This is a genomic window from Janthinobacterium sp. GW821-FHT03A03, assembly GCF_059421435.1.
Genome location: NZ_JBWKUZ010000001.1, coordinates 1,181,404 through 1,200,482, shown reverse-complemented (window position 1 = coordinate 1,200,482; position 19,079 = coordinate 1,181,404). Strand labels below are relative to the sequence as shown.

The window sequence follows — 19,079 nt, the reverse complement described above, 5'->3', positions numbered from 1 at the left end:
AAGAACCATCTGAAATCTAGCAAATAAAAGGAAAAAATCATGGGTAGAATTATCGGTATCGATCTGGGAACCACGAATTCCTGCGTTTCCATCATGGAAAACGGTCAACCAAAGGTAATCGAAAACGCTGAAGGCGCACGCACGACGCCGTCGATTATTGCTTATCAAGAAGATGGCGAGATCCTCGTCGGCGCGCCGGCGAAACGCCAGGCCGTGACCAACCCGAAAAACACGCTGTACGCAGTGAAGCGTTTGATCGGTCGCAAGTTCGACGAAAAAGAAGTACAAAAAGACATCGGCCTGATGCCTTACCAAATCATGAAAGCCGACAACGGCGATGCATGGATCGGCGTGCGCGACAAAAAACTGGCGCCGCCGCAAATTTCGGCTGAAGTCCTGCGCAAGATGAAGAAAACGGCAGAAGACTACCTCGGCGAAGAAGTCACCGAAGCCGTCATCACCGTGCCTGCCTACTTCAATGACTCGCAGCGCCAGGCTACCAAGGATGCCGGCCGTATCGCCGGCCTGGACGTCAAGCGCATCATCAACGAGCCAACCGCGGCAGCGCTGGCATTCGGCCTGGACAAGACCGAAAAAGGCGACCGTAAAATCGCCGTGTATGACTTGGGTGGCGGTACGTTCGACGTGTCGATCATCGAAATCGCGGATGTTGATGGTGAGAAACAATTTGAAGTGCTGTCGACCAACGGCGACACCTTCCTGGGCGGCGAAGACTTCGACCAGCGCGTCATCGATTACATCATCGACGAGTTCAAGAAGATCAACGGCATCGACCTGAAAAAAGATCCGATCGCCCTGCAGCGCATCAAGGCTTCGGCCGAGCGCGCGAAGATCGAGTTGTCGTCGTCGCAACAAACCGAGATCAACGAGCCGTACATCGCCATGGCGAATGGCGCACCGGTCCACTTGAACCTGAAGATGACCCGCGCCAAGCTGGAATCGCTGGTGGAAGAGCTGATCACGGCCACGATGGAACCATGCCGCACCGCTATCAAAGATGCTGGCGTGAAAGTGTCGGACATCGATGACATCATCCTGGTCGGCGGCATGACCCGTATGCCGAAGGTGCAGGAAAAAGTGAAGGAATTCTTCGGCAAGGATCCACGCAAGGACGTGAACCCGGACGAAGCCGTCGCCGTGGGCGCAGCCATTCAAGGTTCGGTCCTGTCGGGCGAACGCAAGGACTTGCTGTTGCTGGACGTCACTCCTCTGTCCCTGGGGATCGAAACCCTGGGCGGTGTGATGACCAAGATGATCCACAAAAACACGACGATTCCGACCAAGTTCAGCCAGGTTTTCTCGACGGCCGACGACAACCAGCCTGCGGTGACCATCAAGGTCTTCCAGGGTGAGCGCGAAATCGCCGCCGGCAACAAGGGCCTGGGCGAATTCAATCTGGAAGGCATCCCGCCAGCAGCACGCGGCACGCCACAGATCGAAGTGACCTTCGACATCGACGCCAACGGCATCTTGCACGTCGGCGCCAAAGACAAGGCCACCGGCAAGGAAAACAAGATCACGATCAAGGCCAATTCCGGCTTGACCGAGGCTGAAATCCAGAAGATGGTGAAAGACGCCGAGTTGAACGCGGAAGAAGACAAGAAGGTCAAAGAATTGGCCGAGTCGCGCAACCAGGCCGATGCTCTGGTACACTCGACCCGGAAATCCTTGACCGAATACGGCGACAAGCTGGACGCGGGCGAGAAAGAGAAGATCGAAGCGGCGATCACCGACCTGGAAGCAAGCATCAAGGCCGGCGACAAGGCTGAGATCGACGCCAAGGTGGAAGCACTGTCGAGCGCATCGCAGAAACTGGGCGAAAAAATGTATGCCGACATGCAAGCGCAGCAAGCTGCCGGCGGCGCGGAAGGTGCTCAGCAAGCCGCTGGCGCATCGGATGCAGGCGCCAAGCAGGACGACGTTGTCGACGCTGACTTCAAGGAAGTCAAAGACAGCAAGTAATTGTCTTGCGCTCCCATGAACTGGGGGCAGCCGGGCTGAACGCTACATCGCGGGATTAGCCGCGAAGACCGGCCGAGCCGAGTCGCTGCGCCTAGCGCGGCACTCGACTCGGCTTTTTCGTGTAATTTTTACATCAGTAGATAGACTGCAAGGTGCCGACAACATGGCAAAGCGTGATTTTTACGAGACACTCGGTGTCGCAAAAAATGCTTCGGAAGAAGAGATCAAAAAGTCTTACCGTAAACTGGCGATGAAATACCATCCGGACCGCAATCCGGATAGCAAGGAATCGGAAGAAAAGTTTAAGGAAGTCAAAGAAGCCTACGAGATGCTGACCAATCCGGAAAAGCGCGATGCGTATGACCGCTATGGTCACGCCGGCGTGGACCCGAACATGGGCGGCGGTGGCGGCTTCGGCGGCGGTGCTGGCGGCTTTGCCGACAGCTTCGGCGATATCTTCGGCGACATCTTTGGCGGCGGCGGTGGACGCAGCCGCAATGCGGGGCCGCAGGTGTACCGTGGCGCCGACTTGCGCTACAACCTGGAAATTACACTGGAGCAAGCTGCTCACGGCTTCGACACGACGATTCGCGTGCCGAGCTGGGACAAGTGCGACACTTGCCACGGCAGCGGCGCCAAGCCGGGCACGTCGCCGACCACCTGCGGTACTTGCGGTGGCCACGGCCAGGTGCGCATGCAGCAAGGTTTCTTCAGCATCCAGCAAACCTGCCCGAAATGCCATGGCAGCGGCAAGGTCATCACCGACCCGTGCACGCCGTGCGGCGGCGCCGGTCGCATCAAGCGCAACAAGACCCTGGAAGTGAAAATTCCAGTCGGTATCGATAACGGCATGCGTATCCGTTCGTCCGGCAACGGCGAACCGGGCACGAATGGCGGTCCGTCGGGCGACCTGTATGTGGAAATCCACATCAAGCCGCACGCCGTGTTCCAGCGCGAAGGCGACGACCTGCATTGCGAAATGCCGATCTCGTTCGCCAAGGCGGCCCTGGGCGGCGAAATCGAAGTGCCGACCCTGAACGGCAAAGTGTCGTTCACGATCCCGGAAGGCACCCAGTCGGGCAAGACCTTCCGCCTGAAAGGCAAGGGCATCAAGGGCGTGCGCTCCGGTTATGCGGGCGACCTGTTCTGCCACGTGGCCATCGAAACACCCGTGAAACTGACGGAAAAACAGAAAGACCTGCTGCGCGACTTTGAAAAGTCGACGACCGAGGGCGGTGCCAAGCACAGTCCGCAAAGCAAGACCTGGAAAGACAAGGTCAAGGATTTTTTTGAGTAAGCACACGTAATACCATGCGCCGGGATGCTTCAACATCCCGGCGTTTTTTTCACTACGACTGAGAAATGTGCGCACATCGCCGGCCTATGGGCGCGATCTGCCGTCAATGCAGTCGTACTTACACAATGGGAGCGATATGACCGAACCGAAAAATGGCCCGGCCCTGGCGGAACTGCTGCAGCGTAACCGCCGCTGGGCCGACTCGATGGTGGCAAAAGACCCGAACTTCTTCAAGAACCTGGAAGCGCAGACATCGCCCGAATACCTGTGGATCGGCTGCTCCGACAGCCGCGTTCCCGCCAACGAACTGCTGGGCATGGCGCCTGGCGACGTGTTTGTGCACCGCAATATCGCCAATGTGGTCGTGCATTCCGACCTCAATTGCCTGTCCGTCCTGCAATTTGCCGTGGACGTGCTGAAAGTCAAACATGTCATCATCGTCGGTCATTATGGCTGCAAAGGCGTGCATGCGGCCATGACGGGCACGCGCATCGGCCTGGTCGACAACTGGCTGCGCCATGTGCAGGACGTGGGCCAGAAGCACGAACGCTACCTGGGCGACGTACTGACGAGCCGCCAGCGCGGCGACCGCCTGTGCGAGCTGAATGTGGTGGAACAAGTCTTGAACGTGTGCCAGACCACCGTCGTGCAAGATGCGTGGGAACGGGGCCAGGAACTCAGCGTCCATGGCTGGGTCTACGGCTTGAAGGATGGCTTGCTGAACGACCTGGAAGTGACGGTCACGGCCGGCCACGAGCTGGCGCCGCGCATGGCGACGCGCCTGGCGCGCTACGAAGCAATCGCGTAAGCGACGCCGGCGCCGCGTCTATGGCGCGGCGCCGTCGAGGCGGGCCAGGTAATCGGCCGCCTCCCGCACGCCTTCCTGCGCCGCCCGGCGCAGCCAGGTTTTTGCCTGAGGAATGTCTTGCGGCGTGCCCCGGCCTTCGGCCAGCGCCACGCCATAGTGATAGCGCGCCAGCCGCGCATAGGCGGCATCATCATTCACATGGGCGCCGCGCCGCATCAGCGCCGTCGCCTGCGCCAGATCCTTAGTCACGCCGATGCCCGTTTCATACAGCTGGGCCAGCCAAATCATCGAATACACATCATTCCAGCGCCGGATGCAGTCTTCAAAGATGGCGACGGCCGCTGCATGGTCGCCCGTCTTGTCGGCCGCATAGCCGTACAGGCATTTGATGCGCTTGTCGCTGTGTACATAGGCTTTGTAGCTGAGATCGCCTTCATCCTGGCTCTCCTGGGCATGGGAGGGCGCAGCGAGCAGCAGAGCGAGCAAGAGGGCGAGAGTGGGCATGGTTTTCCTGGTCAACGATTGAAGATTGGTAGATAAGCAAGTTGCGTGCTAGCGCCATTTCCGGGCAAAACCGTTACTGCTGTGCCATTGTGCGACAGCCGCTGTTGCAGCGTGGCGCAACGCGCCGTGCATATCCATAGAGAAATGCCTCGTTTGCTGGACGGGCTGGCCTGCGTCACCATCGAACGGCCGCCGTCGCGCGGCCGCCTGGAGCGCGTCACCTTGAAACGCTGGGGCATGCAGCGATCGCTATTTCAAGATCTTGCGCGCCGCGGCGATGATGTGCCGCGACAGTTGCTCCATGCGCGGCGACTGCACCTTCCACGTGTGCCAGTACAGGGCCACATCGGCCGGGCTCTTGGGCGTGAGCATTTCCACCAGCTCGCCATCCGTGTTCGCCTTCAGCAGCAACTCCGGCACCATGCCGTAGCCGAGGCCGTAGCGGATGGCGTTGAAGTGCGAGGTGGCGCCCGGCACGTAATGGCAGGGGTAGGCGCCTTCCGGTAGCCCCAGCGCCTCCTGCAGGAACGACGACTGCAGGGTGTCCTTGCGCGTGTAGGCGACGACGGGCGCCGTGCGCGCCGCCTTGCGCGTCAGCCCGTGCGCGAACCACTGCTGGCGGAACGCGGGCGTGGCCACCAGCCAGTAGCGCATCACGCCCAGCGGCTCGGCGGTGCACCCGCGCATGGGTTTGGCTTCCGTGCTGATGCAGCCGATCGCCATGCCCGTCTCCAGCAAAGTATAGGTGTGGTCCTGGTCTTCCACGGTCAGGTCCAGCAGCACGCGCTCGCGTATCAGCACCTCGGACAGGGCGGGGAAGAACCAGGTGCCCATCGAATCGGCGTTCAGCGCCAGCACCAGGGTCAGCGGGGCATCCTGCTGCACCGCCAGTTCCGCCTGCAAGTCCGCTTCCAGCAGCTTGGCCCGCTTCAGATACTGCATCAGGCGCTGGCCCATGCGCGTGGCGCGCGCGGGACGGCTGCGTACGACCAAGGCATTGCCCAGCTGGCTTTCCAGCGCCCGCACGCGCTGGGAAATGGCGGGAGACGTCAGGTGCAACCGCAGCGCGGCCTGTTCGAAGCTGCCCGTTTCGACGACGGCGCGGAACGCTTCCGTGTGCTTGGGATTGAGATCCATGGCCACTGCCTTACATAAGAAAAATTTATCAATACTAAATAATACTTACTTTTGATAAGGATGGGCGTGTTGCGGTGCACAATACCTCTTTGATGGAGTGCCGCGCGCCTGCGCGCCGCCTCCTGGCAGCAAAGGAAGCACCACATGGAAGCCCAAACGCAAACCCCTCCCACCCGCAAGCCGCAGTCTAAGCTGGCGCGCAAGCTGAAATTCGGCCTGGGATTGACCCTGGGCCTGGGCTTGTCCGCTGCCCTGGCGGGCGGCTGGTGGCTGCGCCAGGCGTGGCAGGACTTGCCGGCCGTCGAGCACCTGGCCCAGTACAAGCCCGCGCTGCCGCTGCGTATTTTCTCCAGCGAAGGCGAGCTGCTGGCCGAGTACGGCGAAGAGCGCCGCGAATTTCTGCCCTTGAAGGACATCCCCCTGCGCATGCGCCAGGCCTTGCTGGCCATCGAGGATGCGCGCTTCTACGAGCATGGCGCCGTGGACTTTTATGGCTTGACGCGCGCAACGCTGGCCAACGTCGTCACGGGCCACCACGCGCAGGGCGCCAGCACCATCACCATGCAGGTGGCGCGCGACTTTTTTCTGTCGCGCGAAAAGACCGTGCAGCGCAAGCTGACGGAGATGCTGCTCGCCTACAAGCTGGAACAGCACTATGGCAAGGACAAGCTGCTGGAACTGTATATGAACCAGATTTATCTGGGCGAACGCTCCTACGGTTTTTCCGCCGCCTCGAACATTTATTTTGACAAGCCGCTGGCGGAAGTGAGCATCGCCGAAGCGGCCATGCTGGCCGGCTTGCCAAAGGCGCCTTCGGCCTACAACCCCGTCGCCAATCCCCAGCGCGCCACCGTGCGCCAGCATTACATCCTGCAGCGCATGCGCGAACTCGGTTACATCACGCCGGCCGAATACACGGCCGCCGTGGCGGAAAAGCTGGCCCTGAACAAGGACCGCAACAGCTCCGTGCATGCGGCCGCGTATGCGGTCGAGGAAGCGCGCCAGCTGATTTTGCAAAGCTATCCGGAAGGCGCCTACAGCATGGGCCTGGACGTGACCACCACCATCCGCATGGCGCCGCAGCGCGCGGCCGACAAGTCGCTGCGCGATGGCTTGCTGAACGCGCAGGCGCGGCGCGGCTATCGCGGCCCGGAAGCCCGCCTGGCCGCCTCCGCAGACAGCGTGGCGCGCCAGCTGGCCGCCTACCCGGACAGCGGAGAGTTGCGCGCCGCCTTGGTACGCAAGGTGGAGAGTGCCGGTGCGCGCCAGGTCAAGGCGCAGCTGCGCAATGGCGACGAGATCGTGCTGGCGGCATCGGACGCGCGCCTGGGCGGCAAGCTGCCGCTCGACGGCAAGCGCGCCATCGTCGAGGGCAGCGTCATCCGAGTGGTGCACGATGCGGCCAAAAAGCGCTGGCTGGTGAGCCAGCTGCCCGAGATGGAAGGCGCGCTCATTTCCGTCGAGGCGCACAGCGGCGAAATCGTCGCCATGGCGGGCGGCTTCGATTTTTACCGCAACCACTACAACCACGCCATGCAAGCCTACCGTCAGCCCGGCTCCAGCTTCAAGCCTTTCGTGTATTCGGCGGCGCTGGAAAAAGGATACTTCCCCGGCACGGCCGTGGACGATACGCAGCGCCTGTTGCTGCCGCAGGAAACGGGTGCGCAACCGTGGCGTCCGCGCAATTACGGCAACAACTATGAAGGCTTCATCAGCGTGCGGCGCGGCCTGGTGCGCTCGAAAAACCTCGTGGCCGTCAGCCTGATGCAGGCCGCCGGCCCCGGTTACGTGCAGCACTACGCCACGCGCTTCGGCTTCGAGGGCGCGCGCAATCCTGTCTCTCTGCCGCTGGCGCTGGGCGCGGGCGCCGTCACGCCGCTGCAGCTGGCGCAGTCGTATGCCGTGTTCGCCAACGGCGGCGTGCAGATGCCGCCAAAGCTGATCAAGGAAGTGCGCAGCCGCGGCGGCGCGGTGTTGTTCAGCGACGCGGCGCCGCGCGCCAAAGGCGTACCGGCGCCGGGCACGCAGGTCATTTCCACGCGCAACGCCTACGTCATGGACAGCATGCTGCGCGACGTCGTCAAGAGCGGCACGGGACGCGGCGCGCTGGCGCTCGGGCGCGGCGACGCGGCCGGCAAGACGGGCACCTCGAACAATGCGTATGACGCCTGGTTCGCCGGCTATTCCTCGGGCCTCGTTTCCGTCGTCTGGCTCGGCTACGACCAGCCGAGAAGCCTGGGCAACGCCACCGGGGGGACGCTGGCGCTGCCCGTCTGGCGCGACTACATGCAGGTGGCCGTGCAGGGGCGCCGCGAACAGGTGCTGGCCGAACCGCCTGGCCTGGCCCTGCTCGATGGCGACTACGTCTACGCCGAATACCTGGCCGGCGACTGCCTGAAGGATAACTTCGCTTTTATCCACAGCAGCGTCGGCTGCGGCAGCGGTGCTGCCGATACGCGCATGGCGCACGGTGAAACTGGCGCCGGCGGCTCCAGCGCGGGCATGAGCGAGGCCCGCACCCTGAGCGAAGCGCGCGAGCGCGAACAAATTCTCAAATCATTTTCGGAAGAGTAAGACCATGCTGTTATATACGATTTACCTGGTGGCGATTGTCGCCGAAGCGATGTCCGGCGCCATCATGGGCATGCGGCGCGGCATGGATTTGTTCGGCATCTGCATGATCGGCACCGTCACGGCGCTCGGTGGCGGCACCGTGCGCGACGTGCTGCTGGGGCACTATCCGCTGGGCTGGATCGCGCATCCCGAATACCTGCTGTTTACCATCGGCGCGGCCATCGTGACGGCCTTTGTCGCGCGCTATCTGCACCATCTGCGCGCCATCTTCCTGCTGGTCGATGGCCTGGGCCTGGTGGCGTTTTGCGTGATCGGCTGCGACATCGCCATGTCGGCCAAGATGCACCCGGCCATCGTCGTGCTGGCGGGGATGATCACGGGTGTCTTCGGCGGCCTGCTGCGCGACATCCTGTGCAACCAGATTCCTCTCGTGCTGCAGCGCGAAGTGTATGCCACCGTGGCCTTGTTTACGGGCAGCCTGTATGTCGGCTTGCTGTACTTCAAGGTCGACAGCTCGGTGGCGCAGCTGTCGTCCATCGGCGCGGGCTTTTTGTTCCGCTTCCTGGCCCTGCACTTCGAGTGGCGCCTGCCGAATTTCAACGGCGACAGGATCCGGGGATTCGAATAGCGGCGGCGCCATGCCGGATGACGCACCGGCGCGGCACCGGGCAAATCGTTAAATACCGCCCATGCAGATGTATTTGATGACCAGGTAATCGTCGATCCCGTACGACGATCCCTCCCTGCCCAGGCCCGACTGCTTGACGCCGCCGAACGGCGCCACCTCCGTCGAGATCAGGCCCGTGTTCACGCCGACCATGCCGGATTCCAGGCCTTCGGCGACTTTCCAGATGCGGCCGATGTCGCGCGAATAGAAATAGGCCGCCAGGCCGAATTCCGTGTCGTTTGCCAGCGCCACGGCTTCCTCGTCCGTGTGGAAGCGGAACAGGGGCGCCAGCGGTCCGAATGTCTCTTCGCTGGCGACCAGCATGTCGCTCGTCACATCGGCGATCACGGTGGGCTGGAAGAAGCTGTGACCCAGGGCATGGCGTTTGCCGCCCAGCAGCAGGCGCCCACCCTTGGCCAGCGCGTCGGCCACGTGCTGCTCCACCTTTTTCACGGCCTTTTCCTCGATCAGCGGGCCTTGCGTGACGCCCTCGTCGACGCCATTGCCCACCTTGAGTCTTTGTACGGCTGCCACCAGCTTTTGCGCGAACGCCTCGTACACGCCATCCTGCACGTACAAGCGGTTGGCGCACACGCAGGTCTGGCCCGCGTTGCGGTATTTTGATGCGATGGCGCCTTCCACTGCCGCATCGAGGTCGGCGTCGTCAAAGACGATGAACGGCGCATTGCCTCCCAGTTCCAGCGACAGCTTCTTGATCGTCGGCGCGCATTGGCGCATCAGCATGCGGCCCACTTCCGTCGATCCCGTGAAACTGAGCTTGCGCACGAGGGGATTGGATGTCATTTCGTCGCCGATCTCCTGCGAGGAACCCGTGATGACATTGAACACGCCCGCAGGCACACCCGCGCGTTCGGCCAGCACGGCCAGCGCCAGGGCTGAAAACGGCGTCATGCCGGCCGGCTTGACGAGCATCGGGCAGCCGGCCGCCAGCGCCGGCCCTGCCTTGCGCGTGATCATCGCAGCGGGGAAGTTCCATGGCGTGATGGCGGCGCACACGCCGATCGGCTCCTTGGTCACGACGATACGCCGGTCCGGCCACGGCGACTGCAGGGTGTCGCCCGCGACGCGCTTGCCCTCTTCGGCGAACCATTCGATGAAGGATGCCGCGTACTGCACTTCGCCCCTGGCTTCAGGCAGGGGCTTGCCCTGTTCCGTCGTCATGATCAGCGCCAGGTCGTCCGCGTTTTCCAGTATCAGGTCGTTCCAGCGGCGCAGCACCGTGGCGCGCTCTTTCGCGCTCTTCTTGCGCCAGGCGGGCCAGGCGGCGTTGGCCGCGGCGATGGCGCTTCTTGTTTCCTGCGTGCCCATCACGGGCACGTGGCCGATCACTTCGCCCGTGGCGGGATTGCGGACCGCGGCGCGCTTGCCGTCATCGGCATCGAGCCATCGTCCGTTCAGATAGCATTGCTGGCGCAGCAGCGCCGGGTCGTTCAGTGCGAGCATGGCAGGCTTTCAGCAAGGGTTGCGTGATACTCCATGGTAGTCCTTTTTGCCTGGCGCACGATTGCGCCTCATGTGCGGCGGCGCACCGTCAAAGAATATTTGACCATCTTTAACCCTGTTTCGTCTCGCTTGCCGTTTCATGGTCATCATCCCAGCCAACCGGAGCCGAAGCGATGTTCACCGTCCTCAAGACCACCCTGATACTGACTTTGCTGCTGTCGGCAGCCAGCCACGCCGCCGGCACGGCGCCGCGCAAGACCCTGGCGCCGTTCGCCAGCGAGCAGGCCTTGAGCAGCTACCTGCAGCAGCTGCAGGCGCGCCAGGCGGCACTGCAGAGGGAACAGCAGAAACTGCAGCGCGCCACGGCGCAGTACACGGCGATGGCGCCTGCGCCGCCGCCAGCACCAGCGCCGATGGCGGCGAAAGCCGCGCCGGCAGCATCGGCAGAGGCGGCCGAATCGGTCACCAACGTGCAGACGGCGGGCGTGGACGAAGGCGGCATCGTCAAGCTGCATGGCAAGCACCTGGTGATGCTCAGGCGCGGCAAGCTGTTTACGGTGCAGGTGGGGGACAAGGCCCTGCAGCCCGTCGCGGCGCTCGATGCGTTCGCGCCGGGCAGCGATCCGTCGGGCAGCTGGTATGACGAGATGCTGATCGATGGCGACACGGTGGTGGTGATCGGCTACAGCTACAGCCGGGGCGGCACGGAGATCGGCCTGTTCGACGTCAACGCGGAAGGCAAGCTGGCCTACCGCTCCACGTATCACTTGCGCTCCAACGATTACTACTCCTCGCGCAACTACGCCAGCCGTCTGATCGGCAGCAAACTGGTGTTCTACTCGCCCCTGTCGCTGAACTTGCGCCGGGGCGACCCGTTTGGCGGCTTTCCCGCGCTGCGCCGCTGGCGCCCCGACGCCGTGCCGTCCGACTTCAAGCGCATCGCCCCTGCCACGCGCATCTACCGCACCGATGACGAGCCCGAACCGGGCTTTGGTCTGGCCCTGCATACTGTCACCGTGTGCGACCTGGCGCAGCGCGACATGCGCTGCGAAGCGACCGCCGTGATGGGGCCGCAGGGGCGCGTATTTTATGTGTCGGGCGAATCCGTTTTCGTGTGGACCACGCGCCGTGGCAGCGACTCGGGCGTGTTCCGCATTCCCCTCGACGGCTCGGCGCCCAGCGCCCTGAAGGTGGCCGGTGCGCCCGTCGACCAGTTCTCGTTCATGGAAAGCCCCGATGGCCACCTGAACGTCCTGCTGCGCGCCGAGGGCCAGGGCGACGCCATGTGGGATGGCGCGCGGGGGCGTGGCGACATGGCCCTGCTGCGCGTGCCATTGGCGTCGTTTTCCGATGGCCGCGACAGTGCGCCCGCCGGCAGCTACACGCCGCTGCCCGGCGGCGGCTACGGTCTGCAGAACCGCTATGTGGGAGCGTATTTGCTGTACGGCAATCCCGGCAATGCGGGACGCCGCAAGGCGGACCAGGCCTGGCCGCGCCAGCCCCTGTATGCGGTGCGCTGGGCCGATGCGGGCAGCGTGCAAGCCCTGTCCCTGCCGCACGGCGTGGAGCGCATCGAGGCGCTGGGTAATGACGCCATGGTGATCGGCGCGCAGGGCAAGGATCTGCATTTCAGCACCATCGGCCTGGGGGCGCAGGCGGCGGTCGCCACGCGCTACATCCGCGCCGACGCGGCGCAGGGCGAGTCGCGCAGCCACGGCTTTTTCTACAAGCCGCACACGGCAAGCGAGGGCGTGATCGGCCTGCCGATCCTGGGCGCGGACGAGCGGCCTGGCCTCAACAAGTCAGGAGCAGCCGTCCTGTATCTGCGCAACAGCGGTTTGACATTGACGGAACTGGGCGCGCTGGCGGCGCGGCCAGGCCAGGCGCCGGACGACGGCTGCCGCGCGTCCTGCGTGGACTGGTACGGCAATGCGCGTCCCCTGTTCCTGCAGGGCCGCGTCTTCGCCCTGCTCGGCTATGAACTGGTGGAAGGGGTGCTCAAGGATGGACAGATCCGAGAAGTGCGCCGCATCAGCTATGCGCCCGTTGCGTCCACTGTACGCTGAAGGCGCAGGGAAATTGCCGCTGCCGCGTAGTTCGGCTACACTGGTCCGCATGCCCGATACCTTACTGACCGCGACGGATGAAGACCTGATGCTGCGCTACAGCGCCGGCGACCTGCCGTCGTTTCGCGAGCTGTACCGGCGCCATAGCCAGGGCCTGTACCGCTTCGTCGCCTGGCGTTCGCCGCGCCGCGCGTGGGTGGACGAGATCGTGCAGGATGCGTGGGCCAGCCTGCATGCGGCGCGCGCCGGCTACCAGCCGCAGGCGGCGTTTCGCACCTATCTGTACCAGATCGCGCGCAACCGCCTGATCGACCTCCTGCGCCAGCGGGAAGGACAGGACCACGGTGACGCAGGCGAACTGACGGACGAGGGCGCCTCGCCGCCGCAGTCGCTGGAGCAGAAACAGCAGCACGCGCGGCTGCATGCGGCCATCGCCGCACTGCCGGCGGAACAGAAGGAAGCGCTGGTGCTGCAGCAGTTCAGCGGCATGAGCATCCTCGAGATCGCCGCGGTGACGGGGGCGGAAGCGGAAACCGTCAAGAGCCGGCTGCGCTACGCCATGCAGAAATTGCGCGCGGGCTTGGACAGCGCCGCTGGCGCGGGAGGACAGGCATGAATACCCACGATCGAGATCACGACGAACCGAATGACGAGGAATTGACCGCGCTGCTGGCCAGCCTGCCGCAGCCGGCGCCTTCCAGCGCGCTCGATGCGGCCATCCTGGCCGACGCGGAAAAAGCCTTGCACCAGCTGGCAGCGGCCAACGACTGCGCCGATGGCGTGCTGCGCACTCTGCCGGCCAAGAAATCACCGGACTATCTGCAGCGCTGGCGCGTTCCGCTGGGGCTGGCCGCTGCCGTGCTGCTGACGGTAAACCTGATCGGCGTGGACTGGTTCGGCTCGAAGCCGGCGCAGTTTCCCGTAGTCGGGGAACCGGTCACGCAGGAGGTGATGCGGGAATCCGCACCGGCCGCTGCACCTGCGACTGAGTCCGCGCCGCCGCCGCCGGCACCGCGCGCCATGGCCAAGGCGGCACCGAGGCCGCCGGTGCAGGCCGAGCCGGTAGCAGCCGTGCCGTCAGCACCCCCGCTGGCGGCGACCGTACCCGTGGCTCCTCCTGCGCCGCCGCCCCCGCCGGCGCCTGCTGCGGCAATCGAGCGGCAAGCCGCCATGCAGGCCGAGGCCGGCCTGCAGCGTCAGGCGCCGGTGCCGCGCGCGCTGGCCATGCCCGCTCCGGTGGCGGCCCGCTCCGCGCCGCTGCCGCCGCCGGCAAAGCTCGACGCCTCCGTGTGGCTGATGAAGATCGAGGCCCTGCTCAAGGCGGGCGAGGGTACCCTGGCGCAGGAGGAGTGGACGGCGTTCCGGCAAGCCTATCCCGACTATCCGGTGGCCGAGGAGCTGCGGCAGCGCCTGGAAAAAATACCGAAGTAGCGCGTTACACGATCCCCTTCCTGCGCTCCCACACGGCGCTGCCGACGAAAATGGCGGCGCATACCCACATCACGGCCGGCAAGGCGTTCACGCCCGCCGATTGCATCAGGATGCCCGTCAGCAGAGGTCCGCCGCCGCTGGTCACACCCCAGGTGGCGTTGACGATGGCGCTGGCGCTGGTCAGCGACAGTCCCGTAAAGCGCTCGCCGCAGGCCACCAGCGCCAGCATGTAGATGCCGCCCGCCGCCGCGCCCAGCAACAGCAGCAGGGTCCACCACAGCCACGGCGTGCCGACGGCGAACGGCAGCAGCGGCAGCAGCAGGCAGACGGCCACGCCGCAGCCTGCGTGCACCCTGGCGCGTCCGAAGCGGTCGGCCATCCATCCCAGCGCAAATTGCAGGCCCGTGTCGCCCACCAGCACCACGGTGGCCGACAGCAGGGCCAGGTCGGTGCCGATGCCGTGCTCCATCGCGTACAGCGGCAGGAGACTCAATGCCAGCGTGTCGAACAGGGCGAAGAAGGCGGCGCCGAGCACGATCATCGGCATGCGCGGCAGGATCAGGGTCCACTTCACGCCATGTTCTTCCGGCTCCTTTTCCGGGCCGCTGTTCGAGATCAGCATCAGGCCCGGCACGGCCAGCAGAAACAGCAGGCCGCAGGCGGCGAAGCTCCACGAAATCTGGTCGTTGAAGAGGGCCACGAGGGCGGGGCCGATCAGCTGGAAAAACGTAAAACTGGTGGTGTACATGGCCACCACGCGACCGCGCGAATTGTCGGGCGCCAGGCGGTTGACCCACGCCTCGCCGATGGTAAACAGCACACCCATGGCGCCGCCGAACAGGAAACGCAGCACGCTCCACGCCAGCAGGTGGTCGGTGAACTGCATGGCGATCGTCGCCAGCGAGGCCACCCAGACGGCGCCCAGCATGGTGGCGCGCGCGCCGAAACGCCCCACCCAGCGCGAGACGAACGGCGAGGCGGCCAGGATGCCGAGGGCGCTGACGGCCGTGATCATGCCGATGATGTCCGTGCCCACGCCGCGCTGGTGCAGGGTCAGGGCGGTGAGCGGCATGGTGGCGCCGAGGCCCAGGCCGACCACGCCGATGCTGACCACGAGGGCGAAGAAGTCGCGCCACGGCATGTGCTTCATGGCTGCCCCTGCAGGGTGAAAGAGGTGTTCGGGAAGGCTGGAAAACGGTGTGGATGCATGGGAAAGTGGGGGACTTTGCCTGCGGCGCTGGTATTTGGCGCCGGACGGGCATATGATGATTTTAATAAAGACAATATTGCAAAGCCGTAGTGTAGGCGATATGCGCCGCTGCTGGCCATGCCCATCGGTGTGGCCGCTGCCTCCGGCTCTGCTGTACAGTGAAGCGAGCGGCAGCGCTGTCATGCGCTGTCATTGGATCGTCACGCCAGCGAGGTAGCACTCTATGCGCCGTCCCATCGTTCTCGTTCCCGCCTGCCAGCGCCAGCTGGGCAGCCACGCCTGGCACATGGCGCAGGACAAATACCTGCACGCCGTGCTGCACGGCGCCGGCTGCATGCCGCTGCTGCTGCCCGCCCTGGGCGCGGCTGCGGACCTGGAAGCGGCGCTGCAGGTCGCAGACGGCGTCATGCTGACCGGTTCCGCCTCGAACGTCGATGCGCGCCTGTATGGCGAAGACATCCTGCATCCCGACCTGCCGCAAGACCCCGCGCGCGACGCCACTACCTTGCCCCTGATCCGCGCTGCGCTGGCGCGCCAGCTGCCGCTGCTGGCCATCTGCCGCGGCTTCCAGGAAGTCAACGTGGCCCTGGGCGGCAGCCTGCACCAGGCCGTGCATGCGGTGCCGGGCATGATGGATCACCGCGAGAACGTGCTCGATCCACTGCAGCGCCAGTACGCGCCCGCGCACCGCATCAAGCTGATGCCCGACGGCGTGCTGTCACGGCTGCTGGGCGGCGAGAGCGAGATGATGGTCAATTCCCTGCATGGTCAGGGCATCGCCCGGCTGGCAGATGGCTTGCTGGTGGATGCCCTGGCCGACGACGGCCTGGTGGAAGCCTACACGGTGGCCAGCGCCGCCGGTTTTAGCCTGGCCGTGCAATGGCACCCGGAATGGCAGGTGGAAGACAACCCGCAGTCGATGCGCCTGTTCGATGGCTTCGGCCAGGCCTGCCGCGATTACCAGGAACAGCACAGGAAGACAGGATGACAGGCGCACCGCCCGCAGCACGCGGTGTTTGATCAAGACCAGCGAGAGGGAAACATGGCAATACGCGAAAATTTCACCTATACGGATATGGATTTGTGGCTCAATGAAAAGCGCGTCACGGAAATCGAATGCCTGGTGCCCGACTTGACGGGAGTGGCGCGGGGGAAGATCCTGCCGCGCGGGAAATTCACCCAGGAGCGCGGCATGCGCATCCCGGAAGCGGTGCTGGGCATGACGGTGACGGGCAATTATCCCGTCGATGACGGCGGCTACGACCGAGCCATTTCCAGCACCGACCGCGACATGATTTTAAAGGCTGATCCCACCACCATCACCATGGTGCCGTGGGCTACCGATCCCACCGCGCAAGTCATCCACGACTGCTATTTCGCCGACGGCATGCTGGTCGATTTCGCCCCCCGCTCCGTGCTGCGCCGCGTGCTGAAACTGTATGCGGACAAGGGCTGGAAACCCGTGGTGGCGCCGGAGCTGGAGTTCTACCTGACGGCGAAGAACACGGACCCCGACTTGCCATTGAAACCGCCCATTGGCCGCAGCGGCCGGGCCGAGACGAGCCGCCAGGTGTACAGCATCGACGCCGTCAACGAGTTCGATCCCCTGTTCGAGGATATCTACGATTACTGCGAACTGATGAACCTTGACGTCGATACCCTGATCCACGAAATCGGCGCGGGGCAGATGGAAATCAACTTCCTGCACGGCGATCCGCTGGGCCTGGCCGACAAGGTCTTCTTCTTCAAGCGCACCCTGCGCGAAGCGGCGTTAAAACACGATATGTACGCCACCTTCATGGCCAAGCCCATGGCGGGCGAACCGGGTTCCGCCATGCACGTGCACCAGAGCGTGACGGATGCGAAGACGGGCCTGAACATCTTCAGCAACGAGGACGGTTCGGCCGCGCCCATCTTCAAGCATTACATCGCGGGCCTGCAGCGCTACATGCCGTCGGCCATGGCCATCGTCGCGCCCTACGTGAATTCCTACCGTCGCATCGTGCGCCACACGGCCGCGCCGATCAACATCCAGTGGGGCCTGGACAACCGCACGGTGGGCTTCCGCGTGCCCGAGTCGGGCGTGCAGGACAGGCGCGTGGAAAACCGCATCATCGGCGCCGACGCGAATCCCTACCTGGCGCTGGCTGTCACCCTGGCCTGCGGCTACCTGGGCATGACGGAGCAGCTGGAAGCGACGCCGATGATGGTGGGCAGTGCCTACGACATGAAGTTCGAGCTGCCGCAAGGCTTGCCCGAGGCCCTGCAACTGCTGCGCGCGGAAGACAAGCTGCGCACGGTGCTGGGCGAGCGCTTCATCGACGTGTATGCGGCCATCAAGGACCTCGAGCACCAGGAATTCATGACCGTCATCAGTCCGTGGGAGCGCGAGCATCTCTTACTGCACGTATAAAGGATCACCTATGAGCACATCCAACAATCCGCTGGCGCCAGGCGCCGCCCTGGTCGCCTCCGTGGCGCAAAAGAATGCGGCGCCGCAGGTGTATGACACGGCCGCCATCCAGAAAATGGACTCGGCCCACTACCTGCACCCGTTCACCGATTTCCAGGACCTGGCAAGCAAGGGCGCGCGCGTGATGGTGCGCGGCGACGGCGTCTACCTGTGGGATAGCCAGGGCAGGAAGATCGTCGACGGCATGTCGGGCCTGTGGTGCGTCAACGTGGGCTATGGCCGCACATCGATCTCGCAAGCCGTGTACCGGCAGATGGAGACGCTGCCCTTCTATAACAGCTTCTTTGGCACGACCAACGTGCCGGCCGCGCAGCTGGCGGCCAAGCTGGCGCAAATCTCTCCGCCGCAGTTTCAGCACGTGTTCTTCACCAGTTCCGGCTCCGAGGGCAACGACACGAATCTGCGCATGGTGCGCCGCTACTGGGATATCCTCGGCTACAAGGAGCGCCATACCGTCATCAGCCGCCACAACGCGTATCACGGCAGCACGGTGGCGGGGGCGTCGCTGGGTGGCATGGACGGCATGCACGCGCAAGGCGGCTTGCCGATACCGGGCATCGCGCATATCGGCCAGCCCAGTTACCTGGAGTCGGGCCACGGCTTGACGCCGGAAGCCTTCGGCTTGAAAGCGGCCGGCTGGCTGGAAGACAAGATCCTGGAAATCGGCGCCGACAAGGTCGCCGCCTTCATCGGCGAACCGGTACAGGGCGCGGGCGGCGTCATCATCCCGCCATCGACCTACTGGCCCGAAATTGGCCGCATCTGCGACAAGTACGGCATTTTGCTCATCGCCGATGAAGTCATCTGCGGCTTCGGCCGCCTTGGGCGCTGGTTCGGCTCCGAGCTGTTCGGCATCAAGCCCGACCTGATCACGTTTGCCAAGGGCGTCACTTCCGGCTATGTGCCCCTGGGCGGCGTGCTGGTGGGCGACAGGGTGGCCAAGGTGCTGATCGAGCAAGGCGGCGAATTCACGCACGGTTTCACGTATTCGGGCCATCCAGTCGCTTGCGCGGCGGCGCTGGAAAACATCCGCATCATCGAGGAAGAGCAACTGGTGGCCAAGGTGGCTAACGACACGGGACCCTACCTGAAACAGTGCTTCGCCAGCCTGGGCGAGCATCCGCTGGTGGGCTACGCGGACAGCTGCGGCCTGGTCGCGGGCCTGAACCTGGTGCGCCGCAAGGGCGCCACCGTGCACGACAACGAGCTGTTCGACGAGGACCAGGGCGTGGGCATGATCTGCCGCGGCCACATGTTCGACAACGGCGTGATCATGCGCGCCGTGGGCGAGCGCATGATCGTCGCCCCTCCCCTGGTCATGACGCGCGCGCAGATCGACGAGATGGTCGCATTGATACGGCTATGCCTGGACAAGACGTATGACGAGGTGAAGGCGAAGGGCTGGGTGTAGGTTTTTGCCCCATTTTGCCGCCATCTGCGTATTTTTTGGACCGCAATGGCGGCA

15 protein-coding genes are annotated in these 19,079 nt (G+C 64.2%); 11 read left to right on the top strand and 4 right to left on the bottom strand.

Annotated elements, in window-relative coordinates; genetic code table 11:
• The first annotated feature begins 39 nt into the window (after positions 1–39).
• From dnaK to can, 3 genes are all read left to right on the top strand, one after another.
• Positions 40–1,983, top strand: coding sequence for a molecular chaperone DnaK (dnaK, locus tag AC07VI_RS05470; RefSeq protein ID WP_086147257.1), 1,944 nt, complete (start codon positions 40–42; stop codon positions 1,981–1,983).
• A gap of 163 nt (positions 1,984–2,146) precedes the next feature.
• Positions 2,147–3,280, top strand: a complete 1,134-nt coding sequence (gene dnaJ / locus AC07VI_RS05465; RefSeq protein WP_086147258.1) for a molecular chaperone DnaJ — start codon at positions 2,147–2,149, stop codon at positions 3,278–3,280.
• Between the two features lie 136 nt (positions 3,281–3,416).
• Positions 3,417–4,088: a carbonate dehydratase gene (gene can, locus AC07VI_RS05460; protein ID WP_086147259.1), complete on the top strand. Its 672-nt coding sequence runs from the start codon at positions 3,417–3,419 to the stop codon at positions 4,086–4,088.
• Positions 4,089–4,106: 18 nt separating this feature from the next.
• Here can and AC07VI_RS05455 read toward each other — a convergent pair whose 3' ends face one another.
• On the bottom strand, positions 4,107–4,592 hold the full coding sequence (locus AC07VI_RS05455; RefSeq protein WP_086147260.1) for a tetratricopeptide repeat protein: 486 nt from the start codon (positions 4,590–4,592) through the stop codon (positions 4,107–4,109).
• 249 nt (positions 4,593–4,841) lie between these two features.
• Complete coding sequence (locus tag AC07VI_RS05450; RefSeq protein ID WP_492996029.1) at positions 4,842–5,735, bottom strand: HTH-type transcriptional regulator ArgP; 894 nt, start codon at positions 5,733–5,735, stop codon at positions 4,842–4,844.
• A gap of 138 nt (positions 5,736–5,873) precedes the next feature.
• On the opposite strand from AC07VI_RS05450, the gene AC07VI_RS05445 reads away from it, so the two are divergent.
• Positions 5,874–8,303: a penicillin-binding protein 1A gene (locus AC07VI_RS05445; RefSeq protein WP_086147262.1), complete on the top strand. Its 2,430-nt coding sequence runs from the start codon at positions 5,874–5,876 to the stop codon at positions 8,301–8,303.
• A gap of 4 nt (positions 8,304–8,307) precedes the next feature.
• A complete protein-coding gene (locus tag AC07VI_RS05440) occupies positions 8,308–8,931 on the top strand; it encodes a trimeric intracellular cation channel family protein (RefSeq protein ID WP_086147263.1) in 624 nt (207 codons plus the stop codon).
• A gap of 48 nt (positions 8,932–8,979) precedes the next feature.
• On the opposite strand, the gene gabD is transcribed toward AC07VI_RS05440, so the two are convergent.
• Entirely contained in the window at positions 8,980–10,434 is a 1,455-nt protein-coding gene (gene gabD, locus AC07VI_RS05435; RefSeq protein WP_086147264.1) for an NADP-dependent succinate-semialdehyde dehydrogenase, read from the bottom strand.
• 173 nt (positions 10,435–10,607) lie between these two features.
• Between gabD and AC07VI_RS05430 the strand changes: the two genes are divergently transcribed.
• From AC07VI_RS05430 to AC07VI_RS05420, 3 genes are read left to right on the top strand one after another with little or no spacing between them, the layout of a single operon-like run.
• Positions 10,608–12,500 carry a beta-propeller domain-containing protein gene (locus AC07VI_RS05430; protein ID WP_086147265.1) on the top strand — a complete coding sequence of 631 codons (1,893 nt, stop codon included), beginning with the start codon at positions 10,608–10,610 and terminating at the stop codon, positions 12,498–12,500.
• A 49-nt stretch (positions 12,501–12,549) separates the two neighbouring features.
• A complete protein-coding gene (locus tag AC07VI_RS05425) occupies positions 12,550–13,116 on the top strand; it encodes a sigma-70 family RNA polymerase sigma factor (RefSeq protein WP_492996026.1) in 567 nt (188 codons plus the stop codon).
• Complete coding sequence (locus AC07VI_RS05420; protein WP_193068832.1) at positions 13,113–13,931, top strand: hypothetical protein; 819 nt, start codon at positions 13,113–13,115, stop codon at positions 13,929–13,931. The genes AC07VI_RS05425 and AC07VI_RS05420 overlap by 4 nt, the downstream gene beginning before the upstream one ends.
• Positions 13,932–13,935: 4 nt before the next feature.
• Here the strand turns inward: AC07VI_RS05420 and AC07VI_RS05415 are convergent, their stop codons facing one another.
• The gene (locus tag AC07VI_RS05415; RefSeq protein WP_086145917.1) at positions 13,936–15,081 is read right to left on the bottom strand and encodes an MFS transporter; all 1,146 of its coding nucleotides are present in this window, start codon (positions 15,079–15,081) and stop codon (positions 13,936–13,938) included.
• A 283-nt stretch (positions 15,082–15,364) separates the two neighbouring features.
• On the opposite strand from AC07VI_RS05415, the gene AC07VI_RS05410 reads away from it, so the two are divergent.
• Genes AC07VI_RS05410 through AC07VI_RS05400 form a run of 3 tightly spaced genes read left to right on the top strand, consistent with a single transcriptional unit; the run spans position 15,365 to position 19,025 of the window.
• Positions 15,365–16,129 (top strand): gamma-glutamyl-gamma-aminobutyrate hydrolase family protein, encoded by a 765-nt coding sequence (locus AC07VI_RS05410; RefSeq protein WP_099374087.1) that lies wholly within the window; start codon positions 15,365–15,367, stop codon positions 16,127–16,129.
• A 54-nt stretch (positions 16,130–16,183) separates the two neighbouring features.
• Entirely contained in the window at positions 16,184–17,554 is a 1,371-nt protein-coding gene (locus tag AC07VI_RS05405; protein WP_086145915.1) for a glutamine synthetase family protein, read from the top strand.
• 10 nt (positions 17,555–17,564) lie between these two features.
• Positions 17,565–19,025: an aspartate aminotransferase family protein gene (locus tag AC07VI_RS05400; RefSeq protein WP_492996023.1), complete on the top strand. Its 1,461-nt coding sequence runs from the start codon at positions 17,565–17,567 to the stop codon at positions 19,023–19,025.
• Positions 19,026–19,079: the final 54 nt, after the last annotated feature.